The following is a 20879-nucleotide window of genomic DNA, read 5'->3' on the forward strand; positions in this document are numbered from 1 at the left end:
GTTATTGAGAGCGCCTCTTTTTATCATGTGCCAATCACAATTAATGGGTGCTTGTTTCTGGAGCTGGTAGCGAGATCGTTGGTGCATTCGAACCATTCTCTCCCACCGGATTCCCCTTGTTATCGTAATAATATGCGGGGACGTCGCCAACAACTAGCAAATATGATATAGGAATTTCCGTTTCTACGGATTGAGGACCCATATCAAACGGTACAACGATGGAGAGCTCTGTCTTCACCCGTAAGAATACCTCAACAAGTACACTATTAATCCCTACATCTTGACGACGGGTATCCAGATCTACCTTCACTTCCCCTTTAGGCTCGATCTTTATTGGAATTTTAGGGCCAAATGAGGCAATGATGGGGCTTCCTAAAGCTTGACCTAGCGGAATATGTTCCGACAATCTCGACACTTGATCCAATGTGGACCGTACCGTCTTGATCGTATCCGAGGTAATACGCATATGAGCTGAATAATTCAGCATAAATCCGGTAGTTTTTCCATTCTGATCGGTCTTCCAATCGATTAGATCGTCTACACCCGCCTGATTCGCAACTTGAGCTGTAATCGCGTCGTTAATGGACTCCGTTGCAATTTGCTTCACCCTAATTTGAGCCAAGTGCATAATAGGCTCTTTCATGTTTCTTTCAATATACTGAAAAAATTGAACAAATAAAAACAAAATAAGGATAGCTACAAAAAGCCATATCTTCCGCCTACTCCTTGGTCTCCTTCTTCTCCGGCTGTGCCACCCACGTCTTATCCGCATATTTTAACCCCCTCGACGGCAGCGGTGAAACTCTTATACAAGTTATGCGGGACGAAGGAAAAAAAGAAGGACAGCCGGAGGAACTCCTTCCATGTATGAAATCAACCCTAATTTCAAAGACCGGGTTCTAAAAGCCCTGCACTCAAACACGCCTTCACCGACAATTTTTTAATACCTACAGGGAATTGAATTGCTATGATATCTTCGTCCAAATCAACAATTTCACCGTCTCCAAATTTGGCATGATGTACACGAATCAACAATTTAATTTCAGCCATCGTTCTAAGGGCATTGGGATTATTAGGTTTCGCTATCAAGGGTACCTCTTGTTTAATCTTAACGGGGGGATTTACGATCCGGCGGACAGTGCCTACAAATTTAGATTCCACCACCTTCTTACCATCCCGTTCCTTGTACGAGAGTAGCTCTAGGTCCAGCTTTGCCCGAGTCATTCCAACATAAAATAGCCGGGTTGCTTCTTCCAATAATTCATTATCCCCGCTAGAGGAACTCTGTTTGAGGTCTTCTGAAGATGGAATAATACCTTGAATCAGATCAATCATATAAACCTGTTTAAATTCTAGCCCCTTGGCACTGTGGAAGGTAGAAAAGGTAACGGCATTGTGCCCCTTCTTCGATTTTGACGTCTTCAGCACTCGTTCTAAATGCTGTAATCGCCCAGCGAATTCCTCCATTGATTCCAAGGTATCGGCAATCTCCTCTAAAGTATTCAGAATGCCCATCAGATACTCTTTGCGAAATCCTAGACGTTCGCACATTTTTTCCAAGGCCTTCTCATATCCGAGCTTTGTGCGAATGATTCTGATGACCTCCAGCGGGGGCATTCCGCGCATTTGCTCAAAAATCTCTTTACACTTATGAATATGTTTAATTTGATAATCCTGCAGAGGTACGTAGTTTAACAAATTATCAAACACCGATTCTTGATTATCAATTTCCTTCAATGCAACCATCTGAGTTTTGGTAATATACCCATTGAACTTCGTATGGATTTTCTCTAAAATATCTGGTCGTTTATCTGTAAATGTCATCCGCATAAAATTAAGAATATCGCCAACTACCCAATGAGAGAAGAACCGATTGTCAGAATCCCTCATGTAAAAAGGAATACCAGCGCGATCAAATTGGTTCATAAGGTTGATTGAAGATGCATTATTCCGATACAATACGGCAACTTCATTTAGATGTTCGACCTTCTGGATCGCTTGTACCAAGTATTTCGCCTGATTCTCATAATGATCAAATTGAACAATCGAAATAGGTTTGGCCGCGGGATTCTGCGTATGCATATTTTTGTTATATCGCTTTTTATTTTGCTTAATAAACTGATTCGCTACATCCACAATATCCTTGGAAGAACGATAGTTTTGTTCCATGAACAGAATAACTCCGCTCGGATAGACTTGCTTAAAATTCAGCAAATAGGACGGCTCCGCCCCTCGCCAACTGTAAATGGATTGATCATCATCCGCAACAACACATAGGTTGTTATGCACTTGAACCAATTTTTCGATGATAGCGTGTTGTACCATAGAGGTATCCTGACTTTCGTCCGTCATCACATAATCATACTTTTGCTGATATTTGCGCAGGAGTACATGGTCCTCTGCTAATGCTGCATTTCCTATTGTGAGCATATCGTCGAAATCAACTAGCAACATATTGTGACCGGATTGCTTGAATGTCTCGTATTCACGAAGAATGCGAGCAGCCTCAGGGACTTGACATGCGACTGACGTCCACTGATCTTCGGGAATCATTTTATTCTTAATAAAGCTAATATACGTTGTTAGTTCATCCATCTGATCGTCGGTGATGTTCTCGCCCACTACAGATTTGAACAAATCTCTTAGAATAATTTTCTTATGCAAAGGTAGAGATATCTCGTCGTTACTTAAATCCAACTGTTCATCTATTTCTATATTGCCATCAATGATCTGATAGGAAGTTCTCGTCTTCCAAAAATACTCTCGCACGATTTCAAAGGCAAGACTATGAATCGTTGAGAAATCAACGGATGGCAACTCGGGAAAAAAATACTTAAACCGCTCCTTCATATCATTAGCGGATGCTCTACTAAAGGTAACCGCCTTAATGCGTGAAGCGTCTACCGCTTTCTCTTCCATAAGATAACCAATCCGCATAATGAGCGTTGTTGTTTTCCCTGAACCAGGAGAAGCCAAGAGTAATACTGGCCCTTCGGTTTGTACAACCGCACGCTGCTGGATTTCATTTAGCTCAACACCGATTTCCTGCTGCTTGCGGATAAAATAACTTTCTAATGTATGCATGCTATTAGGCCCTCTCTATAACTTTCAAAAAGTTAATCATAACAGAAACCAGGCCTTATGCTCAAATAAAAAGCAAAATGAAGAACATTCTACCGAGCCATGTGCCCAGGTAAATGTTCTTCATCTTGTGAGAATCATTTCATGTTATTTTCCTTCTGCTATTGCTTTTGCAGCATGAGCTCCACTTAAACGACCGCTAGTTAATGCATATTGGACTGCGCTGCCTGTCATATAAACTTGGTTATAAAGATAACGATTCGCCGCTTCTCCACCTGCATAGAGATTATTGATAACAGATCCATCCTCTTTTAGAACACGATAGTTCTCATCTATCTTCACTCCGCCAAAAGTACCCATTGTCCGTGGATTGATTTTAAATGCATAATAAGGTCCTTTGTTTACAGCAACGAGCATTTTAGCATCTTTCTTGAAAGCATCTTTACCGCTTGCAACACCAGCATTAAAAGTATCCATCGTCTTCACTAACGCGGCTTCTGGCACTTGCATAGCAGCAGCTAATTGTTCAAATGTTTGGCCAACAGCAATTTCATCGTTTGGAAGTTGTCCTTCAATGGATTTAATCACTTCGCTATTAGCTTCACTTGAATCGATAACCATCCATACTTGTTCGTTGGAGGCGACTTTATTAGTTACAACCGCATAGTGACTATTCTCATTCATAAAACGCTCGCCTTTTTCATTCACCAATATTTTCGTTGGATCCCATTCTAGAACGCGCAATTCAGGAATACGGCTTGCAAAGCCCAATCCGATAATCCATGGATCTTCATATAGTGCTGCGCCTAATTTCTCTGCCATCACAATTCCATCACCCGTGCTGCCTGCAGCTGCTGCACTAATATCCATATCTTCAACAAATTCTGGTAAGAAACGCTTCATAAGTTCCTCACTCTTAGCAAACCCACCAGAAGCAATAATGACTTTCTTTGCATGAACGATCAAAGTTCCTTCCGCATTCTCAGCTTTAACACCGATGACATCACCCTTGTCATCTGTGATTAGTTCAGTTGCCTTTGTTTCTGTAAAAATGTCGATCCCTTTATCATTCAGCGTTTTTTGCATATTTTCGATGATACTTGCCCCGCTTACTTCCGGGAAGTGGAGGCGAGCTACTGGGTCAACTCCAAATCCTTCAACACTTTTATACTTATGATTCATGGAATCAACCAACCAATGTGTTGTATCTACTGCATCATCCATGAAGGTCAGTACGCGGTCATAATCAGGATATTTACTATCCGGATTACTTGTGCTTTGACGTTCTTTCCACAGCGTAAGCCATGATTCTGGCGAATCTTCAATACCCTGTTCTTTTTGGAACCTTGAACCTGTTGCCGCAATAGCTCCTCCTGATAACGCCGTAGAACCGCCTAAGTTAGCCAATTTTTCAAGCACAATTACTTTCGCGCCATTCTCAAATGCTGAACCAGCCGCTGCAAGACCTGTGCCACCTCCACCGATAACAACAACATCCGTTGTTAATTCAGAGTCCTTCTGCGGTTTATCTTCAGTCACAGCCGCAACTTTAAGAGCATCCACATCGCCACCAGCTTGCTTCACACAATCTTCTACTGCTGCAAGGATAGCCTTTGACGAATTAGATGCGCCTGACACAACATCAACTGCCAATGTCTGTCCCTCAACGATTTGCACAGGTATCCGTTCGAGGGCCTTATCACTAAGACCTTTCGTTTCACTATTGTCCTTCACGGTAACGGATACAATCGAATTTTCATCAAATACGACTTCAACTGTTACATCCCCATTGTTACCTTTTGAAGTTGCTGTGTAAGTACCTGCTTTATACTTACCGGAAGTCTCCGTTTCATCTGGTGTAGTATTCGTATCCGAAGTAGATTTGGAACAAGCAACTAAGCTTATCATCAATACAAATCCCAATAATACAAACCCTACCCTTTTCAAATTCGTTTTCATTCTTTTTCCCCCTTGATGTATAAAAATTATTCATGCATTAAGCGTAAATGGTCGGGTCATCACCATGTCAAGGATACTTTGTGAAAAAATGAACTTAAAAAAATGAAGAAAAATAAAAACCCTGGGGTTAACCCAAGGGTTTAGTGGGGGGGAAAGATATGAATTTAGGAAATCCTATTATGTTTGTGTTGTATCTCATGCTCATGTTGCTCATGTATAGAGGTAATGACCTCAAAGTTTATTTTCTTCTTTCCGACATAAATAGTCTGAAATAGCTCCTTATTTCTAATATCAATATAGGGATTGTCTTCGATGATCGGGCCTAAGTCTATTGCCTCTAATTGCGAAAGATCCAAACTTTCCAATTTCTCAAATATGATATTTTTATTGAAATAGCCTCTTAATTCCAATGGGATGTTGATAAAGTCCTTACATTTAGCACCAATATGAGGGAATGCTCCCGTCAGAAGGCCCTCTTGTTTCAAATAAGGCGCTACAACATCAAGTAAAACTTTATTACTTGTTTTTGCATACGTTTTACTCATCCAATGATCGATAATGATGTCAATTGAAGATTTGCTGATCGGTAATTTATCTAGTTCACAACAGAAAAAAATAAAATGATTATGCTCGTATTGTAACTCTAGATTCTTTTTCATATTAGCTATTCTTTCTTTGTCATGACAAATGAGAATATAGGTACAATTTTTTGGCAAATAATCAATATAGTGCATCAAAAATCTACCCGTACAATTATCAAGCTCCATTATATATTTAGGGTTATTTCCATGTGTTTGTATGTAATCAATTAATGTAGTAGTGCCATTATACAGAAAGTTAATATAGTTAGGTGAAGCGGCTTCGAAAAACTCTCTCTTCGTAGGCATTAATTTTTTTCTCGCCACTTTCTCATCAATATAAATTCCATTGTCTATTATCGCTGTGTAACCACATTCACATCGTATTGTTGCCTCTAACATCATATTCTTCTCTACAGTCCCGCCACTAATATCCAATGTTTTGTCGCAATCAGGGCATTGTAAAAGTCCGATAGCAGCTAAGGGAAACCCTAAATTTCTCTTCGTACTTATTCCGTCCATCTTCAACTCTTTAATTCTATCTTTTAACAGCAGATTAATCTCATTGCATTTTTGCTGTTCTTTAATGATTTGGTCTTGTTTTCTTTCCAATAAGGATAAGTATAAATTTCTATAAGCATCTGATTTATCACCCTCTAGTCGGTTAAAACAAAGGATTTCCTGGATTTCTGTTAGTGAAAAATCTAATTGCTTTAGCTTAAAGATTTTTTCGATATCATGGCTATCCTCTTCACTAAATTTATACTGACAACCCTGCTTCTCAACAACAAGTAGCCCCATATCAATATAATGGCGAATGGTATCCTGGGTAATATTATGCTTCTTTGAAAATTTACCAATTTTCATTATAGATTACTCCTTTGAGAGCTACATAATGTAAAAAATAACCCCATCTACTTAGTGAAATAAATCACAAGTTGGTCGATAACAGTACATTGAGGATGGCTTAGGACACCCAAGGCCTTTTTCCATCATAATGTTCCTTACCGCTATCGTACCCGAACATCAAATACTGCGCAATATGAAAATTGGCTCATGCATGCTCCCTTCAAGTTTAAATGCCAACTAGACCAAAATGAAAAAAGACCGAGCGAAGTCAGGGAAACGCCTGATATCAGCTCGGCTTGTAGTATGATTTTTGATTTTTAGACAAGTACCAAATTAGTGATCCATTCCGTGATTTAAAGGTGAATAAGTTATCGGTGGTGATGTTACTGAACCTTTTAAGTCTCTCTCTGCATTAGTTGTTGCGACACCAGTTGCTGAACTAACTAACACTAGGAATACCGTCAATAAGAATACCTTTTTCATCATTCACTCCTCCTTCCAAAATGTTTTTCATTATGTTTTTATACACTTGATGTTGTGTGTTGTTTGCATGGTTTCTTAGAAATTCAAATAGGGCTACGGATTTTATAATCCCTGTATCATCTTTTAAGTTACTACTTGTTTGCAAAGACTTCAATATAGTATGAATAGCAATCTCGTTCCTATCTTGTTTATGATAGTATCTAGCAAGTAGATATTTATAGTCCACATAATACCGTATTTTAGCTTTTGTCTTATAGAACTCACACATGCTATCAATAATCTCTCCAAATTCAGCCACAACTGAATCTATTGAGTAGTCGAAAGTTATTGCCGATTCCAATATAGTTATTAAACCTGGAAGTAATTCCTCTCTATTGTTCCGTATAAATGCAACATAATCTTGCAACACGTATGTTTTACCTTCTGTTAGATCAATAACATATCTATTAGCTATTGCTATATTACGATAATACTCCACCTCAACCCAGCCTTCATCGTCCAATCCATTAATCCAGCTAAGGTCGGAATATTGCTGAATACACGCTCTCGACTCGCTGTATCTTCCTTGTTTTTGTAATGCTATCCCTTTGGAACAAAGGGAGAATCCAAAATAATATACGATGCTATTCTTTAGATTAAGCGACGTGAATGTATTATTATTCGCACGTTCCAGTTGCTTTGTTTCATACAGGTCAGATATCGCTTTATACAATCTATCAGCTACCAATAGCATACCTTCCCAATTTTCAAGTGAGAATGAAGCTTTTAAAATATCGGTTAAAGAATCAACGTGGATATCTTCTAAATCTAAGTTCAATTTATCGTCCTCCTTATCCCTTACTATCTAAATTTATTTTTATCCATAGGTTAAATATGTATGTTATTTCTAACTATTTACTATATTACCATATATGTAAGTGAGATTGGTCACTAATCGGGCAGTATGCGGTACTCCTAGGGAGAACCTTACATAAAAAACTGGAAAAAAATAAAAAAACGAACGATAATCAAGAGAAAAACTTGAGAATCGTTCGGTCATGGATTGGGGGTAATACGAGTTTCTTTACTTTGTTATGAGTTGATTTGTGGTGAATAATAACGCTGCCGTTGCGCCTCAAAAAGCAAGACAGAAGCCGCCATTGCTACATTAAGCGATTCCGCCTGACCACGCATTGGAATAATCAGCCCATCATCCATAAGCTCTCGCACTTCATCGCTAAGACCTTTGGCTTCGCTACCTAGTAACAGCCACACCGGGCCCTTAAAATCGTAAGTGTAACAATTATGCGCAGCTTGTAAGCTAGTACCCGCTAGTGCTATTCCATGCTGCTTGGCTTGGGGTAAAATCTCATTCAGGTTCCCATGAACGACAGGTAAATGAAACAACGATCCCATTGTCGAACGAAGTACCTTAGGTCCGTAAATATCTGCACAGCCTGCACCAACAATAACCCCATCCGCTCCGACTGCATCCGCACTACGAATGATTGTACCCACATTTCCAGGGTCCTGTACACCATCAAGCACAACAACAAGACTATTCTCACGCTGCAGTAGAGGTACAAGTGAGCCAGCTTGCTTACGAAGAATCGCAAAGACTGGCTGTGGCGTCTTCGCATCGCTGCATTTAGCGATCACTGCGGAAGATACACCAATCCACTCCACATCCAAACGAGCCTGTGCAGCGCCGGATAATTCACCCGGAATGCCGGATTCTATCTCATAGCATACGCATTCAATATCAGTCTGCGCCTTCAGCGCTTCCTGAACCAAATGAATGCCTTCGATCAAATATTTATTATGTTTGTCCCTATTTTTCTTCTCAAGCAGTCCAGCCCATTCCTTAACCCGAGCATTCTGCGGAGACAATATCTGCATCAGTCTCTTCATCCTTATATTTAAGTTAAATAGTCACTTTATGATTCCGAATAAGCAAGCTCTAGCTTCGTCAGATCATTTTTCTCGCCTACAATAACAAGTACGTCCTCATCCGTAAGCCGATCAGTTGCAGCAGGAGAAATATTCATCTTTGATCCGCGTTTTATTGCCATCACATTGCATCCGAACTGTGCCCGAATATCGAGCTCTTTCAAGTTTTTCCCTAACATACCTTTGGTAACACGTAGTTCAACAATACTGTATTCATCTGATAATTCGATATAATCCAGAATATTAGGTGAAGTAAGATGGTGAGCAACGCGAAGCCCCATATCCCGTTCAGGATATATCACTTTGTCTGCCCCTATTTTATGCAATACCTTCCCATGAAGTTCATTCTGTGCCTTAACGATAATGATCGGTAAGCCAAGGTCCTTCAGGATCAACGTCGTCAAAATGCTGGCTTGGATATCTTGACCAATTGCCACAACGACAACATCAAAATTTCGAATACCTAATGCGCGAAGTGCTTCTTCATCCGTGGAATCCGCCGATACGGCATGCGTTACAATATTAGATACAGCCTGAGTTCTATGCTCATCAGTATCGATAGCGAGAACGTCAAACCCCATATCACTAAGGGCTTTCGCAACACTAAGGCCAAAGCGTCCCATACCAATGACTGCAAACTGTTTTTTTACTGAATGCGCCATAACTTCACCTACCCATGACATTATTAATCGCTTTAGTATATCACAATCATTCTCAAACTTGTATTTTCGGCTCTAACATCGGGAACATTAACAATCGGGCAAGTACTATTTCAAGGAGGGATACTCCGTGCCGTTAACTCTCAATTTGCGCCAAGCCGTTATGCACAAAATTCACGGTAAAAATGAAGAGGATCTTCGTAGCATGATTGAGGGCTCCATTGATGCCCAGGAAGCTGCACTTCCTGGACTCGGTGTGATGTTCGAGATCATGTGGAAGAACATGGATCAGGCCAAACAGGATGCTTTAATCTCTATGCTCCACAACAAATCAGAAGCAACTGATTTGGGACAAGTGAAATAAGCTATTGCCCGCATTGATAAACAACAAGCCTTTTCTTTGGCCACTTAAGGCCAGGAAAAGGCTTGTTGTTTATCTAAGAGGAAACTCTGATACAATATTCGCTCTATTTACGGACTTAAGGTGCGACCTCAAGGAACTTCGCATCTGGATTTTTATCCATAGCTGTACGCATCGCATATTCATTCTCAAACAAGACAACGTAATTGCCTTTCTTATCCTTAACCAGCGTGGAATTGATGCGGAACTTCGACGGATCAATCTTGTCTCCTACGATCCAACGTGCGAACTGGTATGGCATACGTTGCAATTGAACATCAACACCGTATTCACCCTTCATCCGGTATTCGAACACTTCAAATTGAAGTTGCCCTACAACACCTAGAATCGTGTCTTCAAAACCAACCGTAGTGAATACCTGAATCGTTCCTTCTTCCGTTAACTGTTCGATCCCCTTCTGATATTGCTTATGTTTCAGTGCATTCTTCACTGTCACCTTAGCAAAAATCTCAGGCGAGAATGTCGGAAGCTCGTCAAATACCACTTCACTACCCTGACTTAATGAATCCCCAATCCGGAAAATACCTGGATCAAACAATCCAATAATATCTCCAGGATAAGCCTCGCTCACGATATCACGATCTTGTGCCAGGAACTGCTGTGGCTGAGACAGCTTAATGTCTTTACCTACGCGCACATGCTTTACTGACATCCCACGTTCAAACTTACCGGAAACAATACGCAGAAATGCAATACGGTCGCGGTGAGCTGGATTCATGTTAGCTTGGATTTTAAATACATATCCCGTGAACTTCTCATTCGTTGGTTCAACATCGCCTGCCGTACTACGACGTGGCTCAGGCTTAGGAGCAAGCTTTAGAAAGCTCTCAAGAAAAGTCTGTACTCCAAAATTGTTAACCGCACTACCAAAGAAAACGGGTGTTAACTCGCCTCGTTTTACTTTTTCAAAATCAAATGGATCTCCTGCCACATCAAGCAACTCCAAGTCCTGACACAGTTGATCATGTAAATAATCACCCGCCATTTCACGGATTACAGGATCTTGATAATCTTCAACCTTCTTCACTTGAATGTGGGTATGATCGTCACCTTGGAATAATTCAACTTGGTTATTCATGCGATCATATACGCCACATAGCTCACGTCCTGAACCAATAGGCCAGTTCATCGGCACGGAACGGATACCAAGCACTTGCTCGATCTGTTCCATCAATTCAAATGGACTGCGACCTTCACGGTCTAACTTGTTAATAAACGTAAAGATCGGGATTCCACGTTGCGCGCAGACCTGAAATAATTTGATCGTCTGAGCCTCGACCCCTTTAGCAACGTCGATCAACATCACGGCGCTATCGGCGGCCGTTAACGTACGGTAGGTATCCTCACTGAAATCTTGGTGACCAGGGGTATCCAAAATGTTAATGCGATGACCGTTATAATCAAACTGCATGACAGAGGAAGTAACGGAAATCCCCCGTTGCTTCTCGATCTCCATCCAGTCACTTGTTGCGTGTTTACTAGCTTTACGAGCTTTTACAGAGCCCGCAAGACGGATAGCTCCACCAAATAAGAGCAGTTTCTCCGTTAAAGTCGTTTTCCCGGCATCCGGGTGAGATATAATCGCAAACGTTCTGCGTTTATCCACTTCACGTTGCAGTTCTTGTTCCAATGCTTTGCTCATTCTCACTTTCCTTTCATTGCACAAAGTCACGTATTATATTGTAACATATTTTGTCTGTTCGTACGCAAAAAAGCCGCTTCCATGCAGGTGCGCTTGAAAGACGGCTTTAATACTGGACTTTTGTTCAGTTGAACTATTCTTTCAAATCACTAGGACTTAATCCATACAACGTCATCTTCTTCTTGACCGTTAACCGGCCACCAATGGAAACCATCCTTAGCGAGCAGTTCATCGGCTTCCTCAGGTCCCCATGAACCAGCAGGATAGGAGCTAATGTCGCTTGGGTTTTGTCCCCAAGCTGCCGCGATTCGATCCACGAACGCCCAAGCGGTCGCTACTTCATCCCAACGCGTGAAGTAAGTGGAATCACCATTCGCCGCATCATGAATAAGGCGCTCATAAGCCTCAGGTGAGTTAATTCCCACTTGGCAGCTTTGGCAGAATTCCATAGCTAAAGGCTCAATTTTGGATTCGGAACCCGGTTTCTTGGCATTAATCTTAATATAAATGCCTTCCATCGGATTCACACGAATAACCAACAGGTTTGGTTCTAGTGTATGCTTCTGACCCAAGTAAACGTTCGTAGGCATTTGTTTGAATTCAACAACAACTTCAGTTGTTTTCACAGGTAGGCGTTTGCCAGTTCTAATATAGAACGGAACACCAGCCCAGCGGAAATTATCAACGAGTACTTTAGCCGCAAAATATGTTTCCGTATTAGAGTCAGGGGCAACCTTATCTTCCTGACGATATCCTAATAATGATTTGCCTCTACTCTCACCAGGAGCATATTGGCCACGTACCACATTCTCCTTCACCTCAGCCGCAGAAGCATATGGACGCAAGGAACGTAGTACTTTCACCTTCTCGTCCCGAATATCTTCCGGGAACAATCGGCTTGGTGCTTCCATTGCAATCATCGTTAGCATTTGCAGCATATGGTTTTGTCCCATATCACGCAACGCTCCCGAGTGATCGTAATATCCTCCACGCTCTTCGACACCAACGGTCTCACTGAGAGTGATTTGAATATTTGCAATGTGTTTATTGTTCCAAAGAGGCTCAAAGAAAGCATTCGCAAAACGGATGACCTCGATATTTTGGACCATTTCTTTACCAAGATAATGATCGATCCGGTAGATCTCTTCTTCTTTGAACACTTGGTTCAATTCTTCATTCAGCTTCTGAGCCGACAACAGATCATAACCAAATGGCTTCTCAATGACAAGACGGTGCCAACCAGCACTGCTGAGCATGCCACCCTTTTGTAAATTGTATGACACACTTCCGAACAATTCTGGAGAAAGAGCTAAATAAAATAACCGATTTCCAGGTATTTCAAAGCGTGCTTCCACCGTTTCTGTTAAATCACGCAGTTCATGATATCCATCAATATTGTTAATATCAAGTGATTTATAGAAAAAATGCTCAACAAATTGAGTCCAATTTGTAGCATCCTCTACTTTATAACGGCAAAACTCTTCGATTGAACGATGAACATCGTCTCGGAACTCTTCTTGCGAACGCGGTCTACGCGCCACGCCGATAACCGCAAAATCTTCAGCAAGCTTTCCTTCTTTGTATAGTGAATAAATAGCAGGAAAAAGCTTACGACGTGCCAAATCTCCAGTTGCTCCGAAAATAAAAAATACCGCTCCAGGTGTCTGCAGTGATTCTAGATTTTGAATATCAGCCATGGCTCCTCATTCTTTCTATATATAATATAGTGCATATTTATTCAATCCCCATCATTCAGATGAACTTAACTAGCCATCATAGATGTCATGTAATTTTATCATATACTCTGGGATGATGCTATCAAATAAATATCAAAAATAGATGTATTTCGCGAAAATTCATCTAACTTTTATCTAAAATTCATTTAAGTTTCATTTAAGTTTCATTTAAGATTCATCTAATATTCAATTGTTAGAAGAGGTGAACCCACCGAAATTTCCTGAAGACCCGTATCCGAATTCTGGTGTAGAGCCACTTGAAGTGCAATCTTGTGATCACCGCTCATAACAGCCAATGGTAGGCCTGGGACTTCGTAAGAACGACTAAGCGTATTCACATCTTCATAACTCTCCACTAAATGTAAAGGCTGTATAGTGCTCGATACCTGCTCTTCTATTTGCTGCAACATCTCTCCTTGCGTAGCAGATTCTTGAGGACCACTGATATCTCCAGCATTTACAGTAGACGATGTTCCTTGTAAAGCTGCATTCCACTGAACGACAACTCCTTCATCCAGTAGTGAATTACCATAATTATACTGTAAATTATTAAGTGCATCCATACCTTCCGTTCCTTCAGCTTCCATTCGTAATACGACATAAAGCTGCCCTTTCTCCTGAATCGTAACTGAAAGTTTGGAATGTACTCCGTTCATATCTCCTGTAGCGTGATATTGATCGTGATCTTGGACTGTATCGAACTTTGGTGAGGATAACCCAAGCCGAGATGACAAGACGCCAGCGGCCTCCTCGGGTGAAAGCAAGGTGTTCCATTCTCCCTGCCATTTAACTGTTGCGCGAATCGTTCCTTGAACAAATTCATTTCCAATAGCTCTCAATTGGGCCCATTGCTCTCCAGCATCCTCAATCGGGTGATCTTTACTGGACTCATTGTTATTCCATTTCCCAAATCCAAGTAGTACACCTGCAGTTAATATAATAATAAGTGCATAAGCTCCTAGCTTCCGCATAAACATCCCACTCCTGACCCTGTCAAATCTATCAATCTATGAAATAGGATGTCCTATGAGCTATGATTTTATACTCTGGATTAGATAATACCCACAAAAAAAGACATCCCTCAGGATGTCTCTAGATCAGATACAAAAGCTTACTAGCAACTATTATAGTATAATTATTCCGCCAGACCATTTTTATATGCATAAATAGCTGCCTGTGTGCGATCATCTACACCTAGTTTGGCCAAAATATTAGTCACGTGAAATTTAACCGTTTTGATCCCAATTATTAATTGATCAGCGATATCCTGATTGGACATGCCCTGCGCTAATAATCTCAGTACATCCATCTCGCGTTCGGTCAGTTCCTCGTAAGCTGGTGTCTCTAATTTGGGTTGACGCAAACGATTCATCATTTTGGATGCTACTTGTGATTCGAGTACCGATTGTCCACGTGCTGCGGCGCGAATAGCCTCAGCAATTTCAGAAGCACGAGAAGTCTTTAATAAATAACTAAATGCTCCGGCTTCGATGACCGGATACATCTTCTCATCATCCAAATAGCTTGTGAGCACAATTACTTTACAATCAGGGTATAATGCCAGTAATTGTCTTGTAGTTTCAATACCATCCATACCTTCCATGACAAGATCCATGAGTACGACATCAGGTTTATACTCTTGCGCAAGACGGATGCCTTCCTCTCCACTACTCGCTTCACCAACAACCTCAATACCATCTTCAGTACCCAACACCGCTGCAAGTCCGATTCTCACCATTTCATGATCATCCACGAGCAGTACTTTAATCTCCTTGTCCATCTCCATGATTTTGGATCTCCCCACTTTCCTCATTCATCAAAGGTATAGTAATCTCAATCCTGGTCCCCTTACCTAGTGCTGTAACGAATTGAATGGACCCCCCGACCTCATGTACGCGTTCCTGCATCGTCGATAAGCCGTAAGACACCTGCTTCTTCTCATCCAATTCAAAACCAATCCCATTATCTCTAAGTGTAACCTTCACCACGTCTCCCCGCTGATGAATGCGAATTTCCATTTTATCTGCTTTGGCATGACGTAGCGTATTCGACATAGCTTCCTGAATGATTCGGAATAGATGATTCTCAATTCCTTTGCCTAGCGTTAACTGCTCATCCATCTCAAGCACAAGTTCCATTGGTACTTTGGTCTTTAGCTCTTTGACTAGCTCAAGCAACCCTTGGGATAATTCCTTCCCTTCTAAGTAGACAGGGCGCAAATGAAGCAAGAGAGCTCTCATTTCAGATTGAGCAACCGAGGCCATTTCTTCAATTAGTTCAACTTGAAGCTTGGCTTTCTCAAAATCCCTATCTAATGTTCTCCCGACAGCCGTAGCCGTCATGGATATCGCGAAAAGCTGTTGCGAGACTGCATCGTGAAGCTCACGGGCAAGTCGTTGCCTCTCTTCTACAATGGCTGAAACCCTTGCTTGCTCAGCTAATTGAGCGTTATGAGTAGAGAGCCGCTGGAGTGAGGTAACTTGCTCTTCCCATCGCTTCCCGATCCTCTCCAACTGCTCACCAAGGCGCCCCATCTCGTCTTCACCGAGTTTTGGGACGACGCCGGTCTGATTTCCTTTTTCCCATTGCAAAAGAGAATCACGCAACACATCAATTTTTCGTTTCGAGCGATATCCTTGTAAAAAACCATAAATTGCACCGATTCCAACTAATAATGTTAATAAGGAGAGGCCTGCATGAATCCCTGTTCTCCATGAAGTTGACGGGCTAAAGTATCCATATGTATACAGCACATAAACAACGGCTGCCAAAATAATAAAAGATAGAAGGATTCCTTCCCGCATGCTTCGAGATAACATATTTACTGATTTCCTCTTCTTCATTCGGGCGATCCTCCTATCTTAATTTAGTCTTATATCCACATTTCCTACTAAGTAAGAAATAATTATTTTCACTTTTGATTCACTTGTATCATAATTTGGAGATTTCCAATATAAACGATTTAACATACCCGTCTCTTTCTCTTGATCAAAATCAATTTGTCCAAATAATACAAAAGCCTCTATCTCTACTCCATAGTCATCTGGAATGATTAAATCAATATCACCAACGATACCATGAAACATGAGTATATTAGATTGACCTTCCTCAATGGCGAGGGACAAGTCAATATCGAGTTCTCCGATCACATGCCACATGCTTGTATTGCGCAGGGTCCATGGATCGCGATCCCAATGAATGTTAGATGTTATATTTTGTTTCTGTACATGATTTCCTAACGGTTGTGTTTTTCTCACTTTTGCGTAATAGAATCCTAAAGAAATCATAAGCGTAGCAATCACAAGCATAAAATGATCTAGTAGGATCATTCCCCCGCCCACAGCAAGGAGAATATAGCCTGTCTTTACATCCTCACCCTGACGAACCTTATAAATGCCATATGCAATAATAAAGAGGGCAACAATGGTGAAAAAGCCTAGCCATTTGCCAAAAATCATTAGAACCCCAAGTCCAATTAGAGCTATAGCTAAGAACCTTTTTCGCTTATCCATGTCGCACCTCCCGTCGGTTCATAAGATTGGAAAAGCCATAACGGTATAGTTCATACCGCATGGCTTCACCACTTTATAGCATACCATATTGTCTAATTGACGTGAATACGTTATTCAGCTGCATCCTCACGTTTTGCAGAACCGTTTAGTTTGGATTTAAGTGCATCAAGTTGTGCGTCTACCTTCAATTGTTTCTCAGCATCAGCTGGGCTAATGTAGGCTCCAGTAGAGGCTCCACGGTAAGCGATACCTGAAACTTCAGCCTCAGCTTCCATTTGCATAATCTTCTCTTCCATGCGGTGGAAACCAAGTGATGCATTGCCGCTCTCAATCGAATGCAGGCTACTTACTTGAGACATTTGCTTTCTAGCTTTTGCCATTTGAGCACGATTCACAAGCTCGTTACGTTTATTACGCAACTTGTAGAACTCGTCTTTCATTTCGTGGAGTTGTTGTTTCAGTTCCGTTGCTTGAGCTTCGGATTGGGTATGCAAATCATGATATTCAACTTGCTTTTGATCATAATGAATTTTCTCTTCCAGTAACTTACGTGCTAATTCCTCCTGGCCATTCTTCAGAGCAACTTCAGCTTGGCTCTCACGTTGAATGGAGATGCGTACAGCTTCATCCAAACGTTGTTTCATTCTGCGCTCGTTGGCCATTTGTTTCGCCACTGTTACTTCAGCGTCACGGATTTCAACCTCCATATCACGCAGGTACTGGTTAAGCATAACAATTGGTTCTTCCACCTTATCGAGCAAATCATTTACCGACGCTTTCGTGATATCCTTAATTCTTTTAAATACTCCCATTTTATATTTCTCCCTTCTCGTAGTTAGAGAGCTTTTTACGAAGCTCTTCTAGTTCTTTTTTCATTGCTTTCTTCTCAATATCTTGCATCATGGAGTCCAGGTTTGATGCATCATTGGATTCAAATCCATTATTTGTTGGTCTTCCAGCATATCTCGGCTGGCTTTCAAAAGGATTCCCGCCGAATGGATTTCCACCAACTGGTGGACGTTGTCTAAACCGAGGGTCCTCATAGTGCCCTCCTGGATTTCCTGATCCGTAAGTATTGTTATATCCGCCATTGTTCCATCCACCGTTAAAATGCGGGTCATGTGGATTGTATGGCTCCTTGGAGATGACCAGAGCGGCGATAAAGTAAATGAAGATCGTCGTTCCGCCTGTAACTGGAATACTAATTAAAGCTAATACTCGCAATGCGAAGGAACTGAATCCTATTTGCTCTGAAATTCCGCCGATCAGACCGCTGATCATTCGGTTTCGTCTAGAACGGTATAATCTCATTTCCTTACTCCTCTCCTTTGTTGTTCAGCTTCTGCTTCAAACGGGAGAGCTCTTGTTCCAGAGTAGATTGAACCATGGATCCCGCTTGGTTAACGAAATCCTGACCAACCTTCCGTAAATCACGAAGACTGCGTGCTTCCCATTCCATATCAGAGACTCGATCTTCCAGACGATTGAACATTTTCGGTACATCTTGCGTACCATAACCGCTCATTCGTTGGTTCATGCGTTGTTGCAAACGGAGAGTCTCCATTCTTGCGTAGTAGTACTGTCTCTTGCTATAGACTACTTGATATTCGGTTTTCAATTCATGTAATTGATTCTCAAGTTCCTGAAGTGACTCTTGGCTTTGAGCGTATAGACCAGAATACTGTTCGATCTTTTCCTCATATAGCAACTTTTCTTGTAGGGCCATCTTTGCGAGATGTTCCTCTCCAGCTTTAAGCGCTAGCAATGCTTGCTCTTCCCGTTTATCTCTCATGACCTTCGCTTGGTCCACTTGTTGCTTCAATTGCTTCGTGTGACCTGCATAATGTTGATGAAGCTTCTCAGCCTCAGCGATTTCCTGACGAGTCTCGATTAGAAACTGATCAATCAACCGAACCGGATCTTGTGACTGTTCTAACCGTTCATTTAAATTGGCTACTGTAATATCACGTACTCGACGAAATACACTCATGACATCTCTTCCCTCCTACCTTTCGGTCATTCAACTTAATATCTCCAATTTGTATGCTATTAGTAACCTCGACGTCCCTTAAGGGATGAGATCCCATATACAATCAATCCGATTCCGAGCACCGGCACGATAATCCAGGCTAACTTGGAGATCAGGGAAAAGATCCCGAAGATAAGGACGATCCAGCCGAAAAATGCATTGCCCCGACGAATTCCGTAGTATCCTAAAGCGATAACCAGTACACTAAACAGAATTCCGAAAAGACTTCCCAACAGTGGGGTTAACTTACCAAGCAGTATCAAAGCTCCAAGGGCAATCAGTACAACAGCGAATCCATTTGGTCGATTTGTTCTCATTGATTTATCACCGCCTCTCCTATTCCTCAACCTTATGTATTCATTTTAGGTTTAAACTCATTTTTTCAAAACGGACCCCAGACGGTTTTTTAACCTAGACCTAAGTCGAGGTGCCTGTCATCCCTAAGGTATACGGGTGATCGAACCACATGGATTCATTTTCACCTTTACATTTCAAAAAGCTAGTAATATAATGGTAATTGCACTTTTAAACTACATACATGAAAGTTATCGGAGGAGCCTGCCATGTTGCGGGCTCTTTTTGTCTTTTTCTAACCCATTCGATTAATTTGGACCTCAACATGACAATCTAATAGGTGACTCCGTGCTTCATACATCTAAGGAGGAGTAGCATGGAACATCAAGCAATACTCGCATTAGGCATTTTCTTATTGACCTACGGATTCATTATATCGGAGAAGATTCATCGCACACTTCTGGCTATGATCGGCGGTATCCTGATGGTCGTATTTGGGATCATTGATCAGGAGACAGCAATCCACCATATTGACTTCAATACTTTAGGTCTCTTAATCGGTATGATGATTATTGTGAATACAACAGCTGAAACCGGTCTATTCAGTTATATTGGAATCTGGACGGCTAAGAAAGCCAAGGGTAACCCTGTAATGATTCTGGGGCTTCTAGCAACGATTACAGCACTTGGCTCAGCCCTTTTGGACAATGTAACTACTATTATATTAATGGTTCCTGTGGCTTTTAGTATCACTCGTCAATTAGAGGTAAAAACATTTCCCTACATTTTCTCATTAGTTATCGCATCAAATATAGGTGGTACTGCAACTTTAATCGGAGACCCTCCGAACATTATGATCGGCAGTGCTGTAACAGAGCTAACATTTGTCTCATTTCTACAAAATTTAACCCCCATTGTAATGATTATTTTAGGAGTAACTCTGCCGCTAATGGTTTTCATTTTTAGAAAGGGTCTAAAAACTACTGACGAAAATCGTCAAAAAATCATGGATATTCCTTTGGACGGACTCATTACAAATAAGAAGCTTCTAAAGGTATGTCTAACTATACTTGGAATTACATTGATTGGTTTCTTCACTCATCAAACTTTTCATTTGGAATCCGCTACCGTGGCGTTAGCCGGAGCCTTTTTACTTCTTCTTTTTACAGGGGAGCATGTGATGGAAAGAGCCTTCCGTTCAGTGGAATGGCCCACGATCTTCTTCTTTATAGGATTGTTTGTGTTGGTAGGAGGGCTTGTAGAAACGGGGATTATTAAACAACTAGCTGAACGTGCCATAGATTTAACTGGCGGAGATACCCTTATGTCTTCCATGCTGATCTTGTGGCTTAGTGCTCTTGCATCCAGCTTTCTCGATAATATCCCGTTTGTCGCCACCATGATTCCGATGATTCAGGATATGGGAAGTATGGGGATTTCTAATCTTGAACCACTTTGGTGGAGTTTAGCTCTCGGTGCCTGCCTCGGGGGAAACGGCTCCATTATTGGAGCTAGTGCTAATCTAATCGCGGCGGGGATGTCTGCAAAAGAAGGCGAACCGATTACTTTTGTGCGATTTATTAAATATGGATTTCCTTTAATGATTGTATCCATTATATTATCTAGCTTATATATCCTGCTTCGTTATTTTTAATTTTAAACCAAACAACAAATAAAAATCTTCCTTCATATATTTATCCTCATTCT

Annotated in this window: 19 protein-coding genes; 2 read left to right on the forward strand and 17 right to left on the reverse strand. The window is 41.2% G+C overall.

Translation table 11 applies throughout. From position 1 onward, the window contains the following. Window positions 1-40: 40 nt before the first annotated feature. The 7 genes from yunB to IEW05_RS20425 all read right to left on the reverse strand — a co-directional run bounded on the left by yunB (window position 41) and on the right by IEW05_RS20425 (window position 9541). On the reverse strand, window positions 41-772 hold the full coding sequence (yunB, locus tag IEW05_RS20395) for a sporulation protein YunB (protein ID WP_188541711.1): 732 nt from the start codon (window positions 770-772) through the stop codon (window positions 41-43). Window positions 773-885: 113 nt separating this feature from the next. After that, window positions 886-3084, reverse strand: coding sequence for an ATP-dependent helicase (locus IEW05_RS20400; protein ID WP_188541712.1), 2199 nt, complete (start codon window positions 3082-3084; stop codon window positions 886-888). Window positions 3085-3228: 144 nt separating this feature from the next. Then, window positions 3229-5040: an FAD-dependent oxidoreductase gene (locus IEW05_RS20405; protein ID WP_188541713.1), complete on the reverse strand. Its 1812-nt coding sequence runs from the start codon at window positions 5038-5040 to the stop codon at window positions 3229-3231. Window positions 5041-5204: 164 nt separating this feature from the next. Continuing rightward, window positions 5205-6485, reverse strand: coding sequence for a MerR family transcriptional regulator (locus tag IEW05_RS20410; RefSeq protein WP_188541714.1), 1281 nt, complete (start codon window positions 6483-6485; stop codon window positions 5205-5207). 421 nt (window positions 6486-6906) lie between these two features. Then, on the reverse strand, window positions 6907-7767 hold the full coding sequence (locus tag IEW05_RS20415) for a DNA-binding protein (protein WP_188541715.1): 861 nt from the start codon (window positions 7765-7767) through the stop codon (window positions 6907-6909). Window positions 7768-8021: 254 nt separating this feature from the next. Then, window positions 8022-8828 carry a TrmH family RNA methyltransferase gene (locus IEW05_RS20420; protein WP_188541716.1) on the reverse strand — a complete coding sequence of 269 codons (807 nt, stop codon included), beginning with the start codon at window positions 8826-8828 and terminating at the stop codon, window positions 8022-8024. Between the two features lie 38 nt (window positions 8829-8866). Beyond that, entirely contained in the window at window positions 8867-9541 is a 675-nt protein-coding gene (locus tag IEW05_RS20425; protein ID WP_188541717.1) for a potassium channel family protein, read from the reverse strand. 127 nt (window positions 9542-9668) lie between these two features. On the opposite strand from IEW05_RS20425, the gene sspI reads away from it, so the two are divergent. After that, window positions 9669-9902 carry a small acid-soluble spore protein SspI gene (gene sspI, locus IEW05_RS20430; protein WP_188541718.1) on the forward strand — a complete coding sequence of 78 codons (234 nt, stop codon included), beginning with the start codon at window positions 9669-9671 and terminating at the stop codon, window positions 9900-9902. 115 nt (window positions 9903-10017) lie between these two features. On the opposite strand, the gene IEW05_RS20435 is transcribed toward sspI, so the two are convergent. The 10 genes from IEW05_RS20435 to IEW05_RS20480 form a co-directional block, all read right to left on the reverse strand. Continuing rightward, complete coding sequence (locus tag IEW05_RS20435) at window positions 10018-11601, reverse strand: peptide chain release factor 3 (RefSeq protein ID WP_188541719.1); 1584 nt, start codon at window positions 11599-11601, stop codon at window positions 10018-10020. Window positions 11602-11750: 149 nt separating this feature from the next. Next, window positions 11751-13298, reverse strand: coding sequence for a glucose-6-phosphate dehydrogenase (zwf, locus tag IEW05_RS20440; RefSeq protein WP_188541720.1), 1548 nt, complete (start codon window positions 13296-13298; stop codon window positions 11751-11753). Window positions 13299-13516: 218 nt separating this feature from the next. Next, window positions 13517-14308, reverse strand: a complete 792-nt coding sequence (locus tag IEW05_RS20445) for a YwmB family TATA-box binding protein (protein WP_188541721.1) — start codon at window positions 14306-14308, stop codon at window positions 13517-13519. 164 nt (window positions 14309-14472) lie between these two features. Further along, window positions 14473-15117 (reverse strand): response regulator, encoded by a 645-nt coding sequence (locus IEW05_RS20450; protein WP_444543954.1) that lies wholly within the window; start codon window positions 15115-15117, stop codon window positions 14473-14475. Further along, entirely contained in the window at window positions 15101-16180 is a 1080-nt protein-coding gene (locus IEW05_RS20455) for a sensor histidine kinase (protein ID WP_188541723.1), read from the reverse strand. The genes IEW05_RS20450 and IEW05_RS20455 overlap by 17 nt, the downstream gene beginning before the upstream one ends. Window positions 16181-16198: 18 nt before the next feature. Next, on the reverse strand, window positions 16199-16849 hold the full coding sequence (liaF, locus tag IEW05_RS20460) for a cell wall-active antibiotics response protein LiaF (RefSeq protein WP_188541724.1): 651 nt from the start codon (window positions 16847-16849) through the stop codon (window positions 16199-16201). Between the two features lie 110 nt (window positions 16850-16959). Further along, window positions 16960-17661 (reverse strand): PspA/IM30 family protein, encoded by a 702-nt coding sequence (locus IEW05_RS20465; RefSeq protein WP_188541725.1) that lies wholly within the window; start codon window positions 17659-17661, stop codon window positions 16960-16962. Between the two features lies 1 nt (window position 17662). Beyond that, the gene (locus IEW05_RS20470) at window positions 17663-18160 is read right to left on the reverse strand and encodes a PspC domain-containing protein (protein WP_188541726.1); all 498 of its coding nucleotides are present in this window, start codon (window positions 18158-18160) and stop codon (window positions 17663-17665) included. A 4-nt stretch (window positions 18161-18164) separates the two neighbouring features. Continuing rightward, complete coding sequence (locus IEW05_RS20475) at window positions 18165-18839, reverse strand: PspA/IM30 family protein (protein WP_188541727.1); 675 nt, start codon at window positions 18837-18839, stop codon at window positions 18165-18167. Window positions 18840-18898: 59 nt separating this feature from the next. Beyond that, complete coding sequence (locus IEW05_RS20480) at window positions 18899-19195, reverse strand: hypothetical protein (RefSeq protein WP_188541728.1); 297 nt, start codon at window positions 19193-19195, stop codon at window positions 18899-18901. Between the two features lie 353 nt (window positions 19196-19548). On the opposite strand from IEW05_RS20480, the gene IEW05_RS20485 reads away from it, so the two are divergent. Next, window positions 19549-20826 carry an ArsB/NhaD family transporter gene (locus IEW05_RS20485; RefSeq protein ID WP_188541729.1) on the forward strand — a complete coding sequence of 426 codons (1278 nt, stop codon included), beginning with the start codon at window positions 19549-19551 and terminating at the stop codon, window positions 20824-20826. Window positions 20827-20879: the final 53 nt, after the last annotated feature.

Origin of the sequence: Paenibacillus segetis, assembly GCF_014639155.1 — a bacterium.
In the GTDB taxonomy this organism is placed as follows: domain Bacteria; phylum Bacillota; class Bacilli; order Paenibacillales; family Paenibacillaceae; genus Fontibacillus; species Fontibacillus segetis.

Bases quoted from the DNA above. Each gene is read 5' to 3' on its own strand.
- IEW05_RS20400 (WP_188541712.1), bottom strand. From the start codon at position 3,084: ATGCATACATTAGAAAGTTATTTTATCCGCAAGCAGCAGGAAATCGGT.
- IEW05_RS20475 (WP_188541727.1), bottom strand. From the start codon at position 18,839: ATGAGTGTATTTCGTCGAGTACGTGATATTACAGTAGCCAATTTAAAT.
- IEW05_RS20435 (WP_188541719.1), bottom strand. From the start codon at position 11,601: ATGAGCAAAGCATTGGAACAAGAACTGCAACGTGAAGTGGATAAACGC.
- IEW05_RS20450 (WP_444543954.1), bottom strand. From the start codon at position 15,117: ATGGACAAGGAGATTAAAGTACTGCTCGTGGATGATCATGAAATGGTG.
- zwf (WP_188541720.1), bottom strand. From the start codon at position 13,298: ATGGCTGATATTCAAAATCTAGAATCACTGCAGACACCTGGAGCGGTA.
- IEW05_RS20470 (WP_188541726.1), bottom strand. From the start codon at position 18,160: ATGAGATTATACCGTTCTAGACGAAACCGAATGATCAGCGGTCTGATC.
- yunB (WP_188541711.1), bottom strand. From the start codon at position 772: ATGCGGATAAGACGTGGGTGGCACAGCCGGAGAAGAAGGAGACCAAGG.
- IEW05_RS20410 (WP_188541714.1), bottom strand. From the start codon at position 6,485: ATGAAAATTGGTAAATTTTCAAAGAAGCATAATATTACCCAGGATACC.
- IEW05_RS20455 (WP_188541723.1), bottom strand. From the start codon at position 16,180: ATGAAGAAGAGGAAATCAGTAAATATGTTATCTCGAAGCATGCGGGAA.
- IEW05_RS20445 (WP_188541721.1), bottom strand. From the start codon at position 14,308: ATGCGGAAGCTAGGAGCTTATGCACTTATTATTATATTAACTGCAGGT.
- IEW05_RS20425 (WP_188541717.1), bottom strand. From the start codon at position 9,541: ATGGCGCATTCAGTAAAAAAACAGTTTGCAGTCATTGGTATGGGACGC.
- IEW05_RS20420 (WP_188541716.1), bottom strand. From the start codon at position 8,828: ATGCAGATATTGTCTCCGCAGAATGCTCGGGTTAAGGAATGGGCTGGA.
- liaF (WP_188541724.1), bottom strand. From the start codon at position 16,849: ATGGATAAGCGAAAAAGGTTCTTAGCTATAGCTCTAATTGGACTTGGG.
- IEW05_RS20465 (WP_188541725.1), bottom strand. From the start codon at position 17,661: ATGGGAGTATTTAAAAGAATTAAGGATATCACGAAAGCGTCGGTAAAT.
- IEW05_RS20485 (WP_188541729.1), top strand. From the start codon at position 19,549: ATGGAACATCAAGCAATACTCGCATTAGGCATTTTCTTATTGACCTAC.
- IEW05_RS20405 (WP_188541713.1), bottom strand. From the start codon at position 5,040: ATGAAAACGAATTTGAAAAGGGTAGGGTTTGTATTATTGGGATTTGTA.
- IEW05_RS20480 (WP_188541728.1), bottom strand. From the start codon at position 19,195: ATGAGAACAAATCGACCAAATGGATTCGCTGTTGTACTGATTGCCCTT.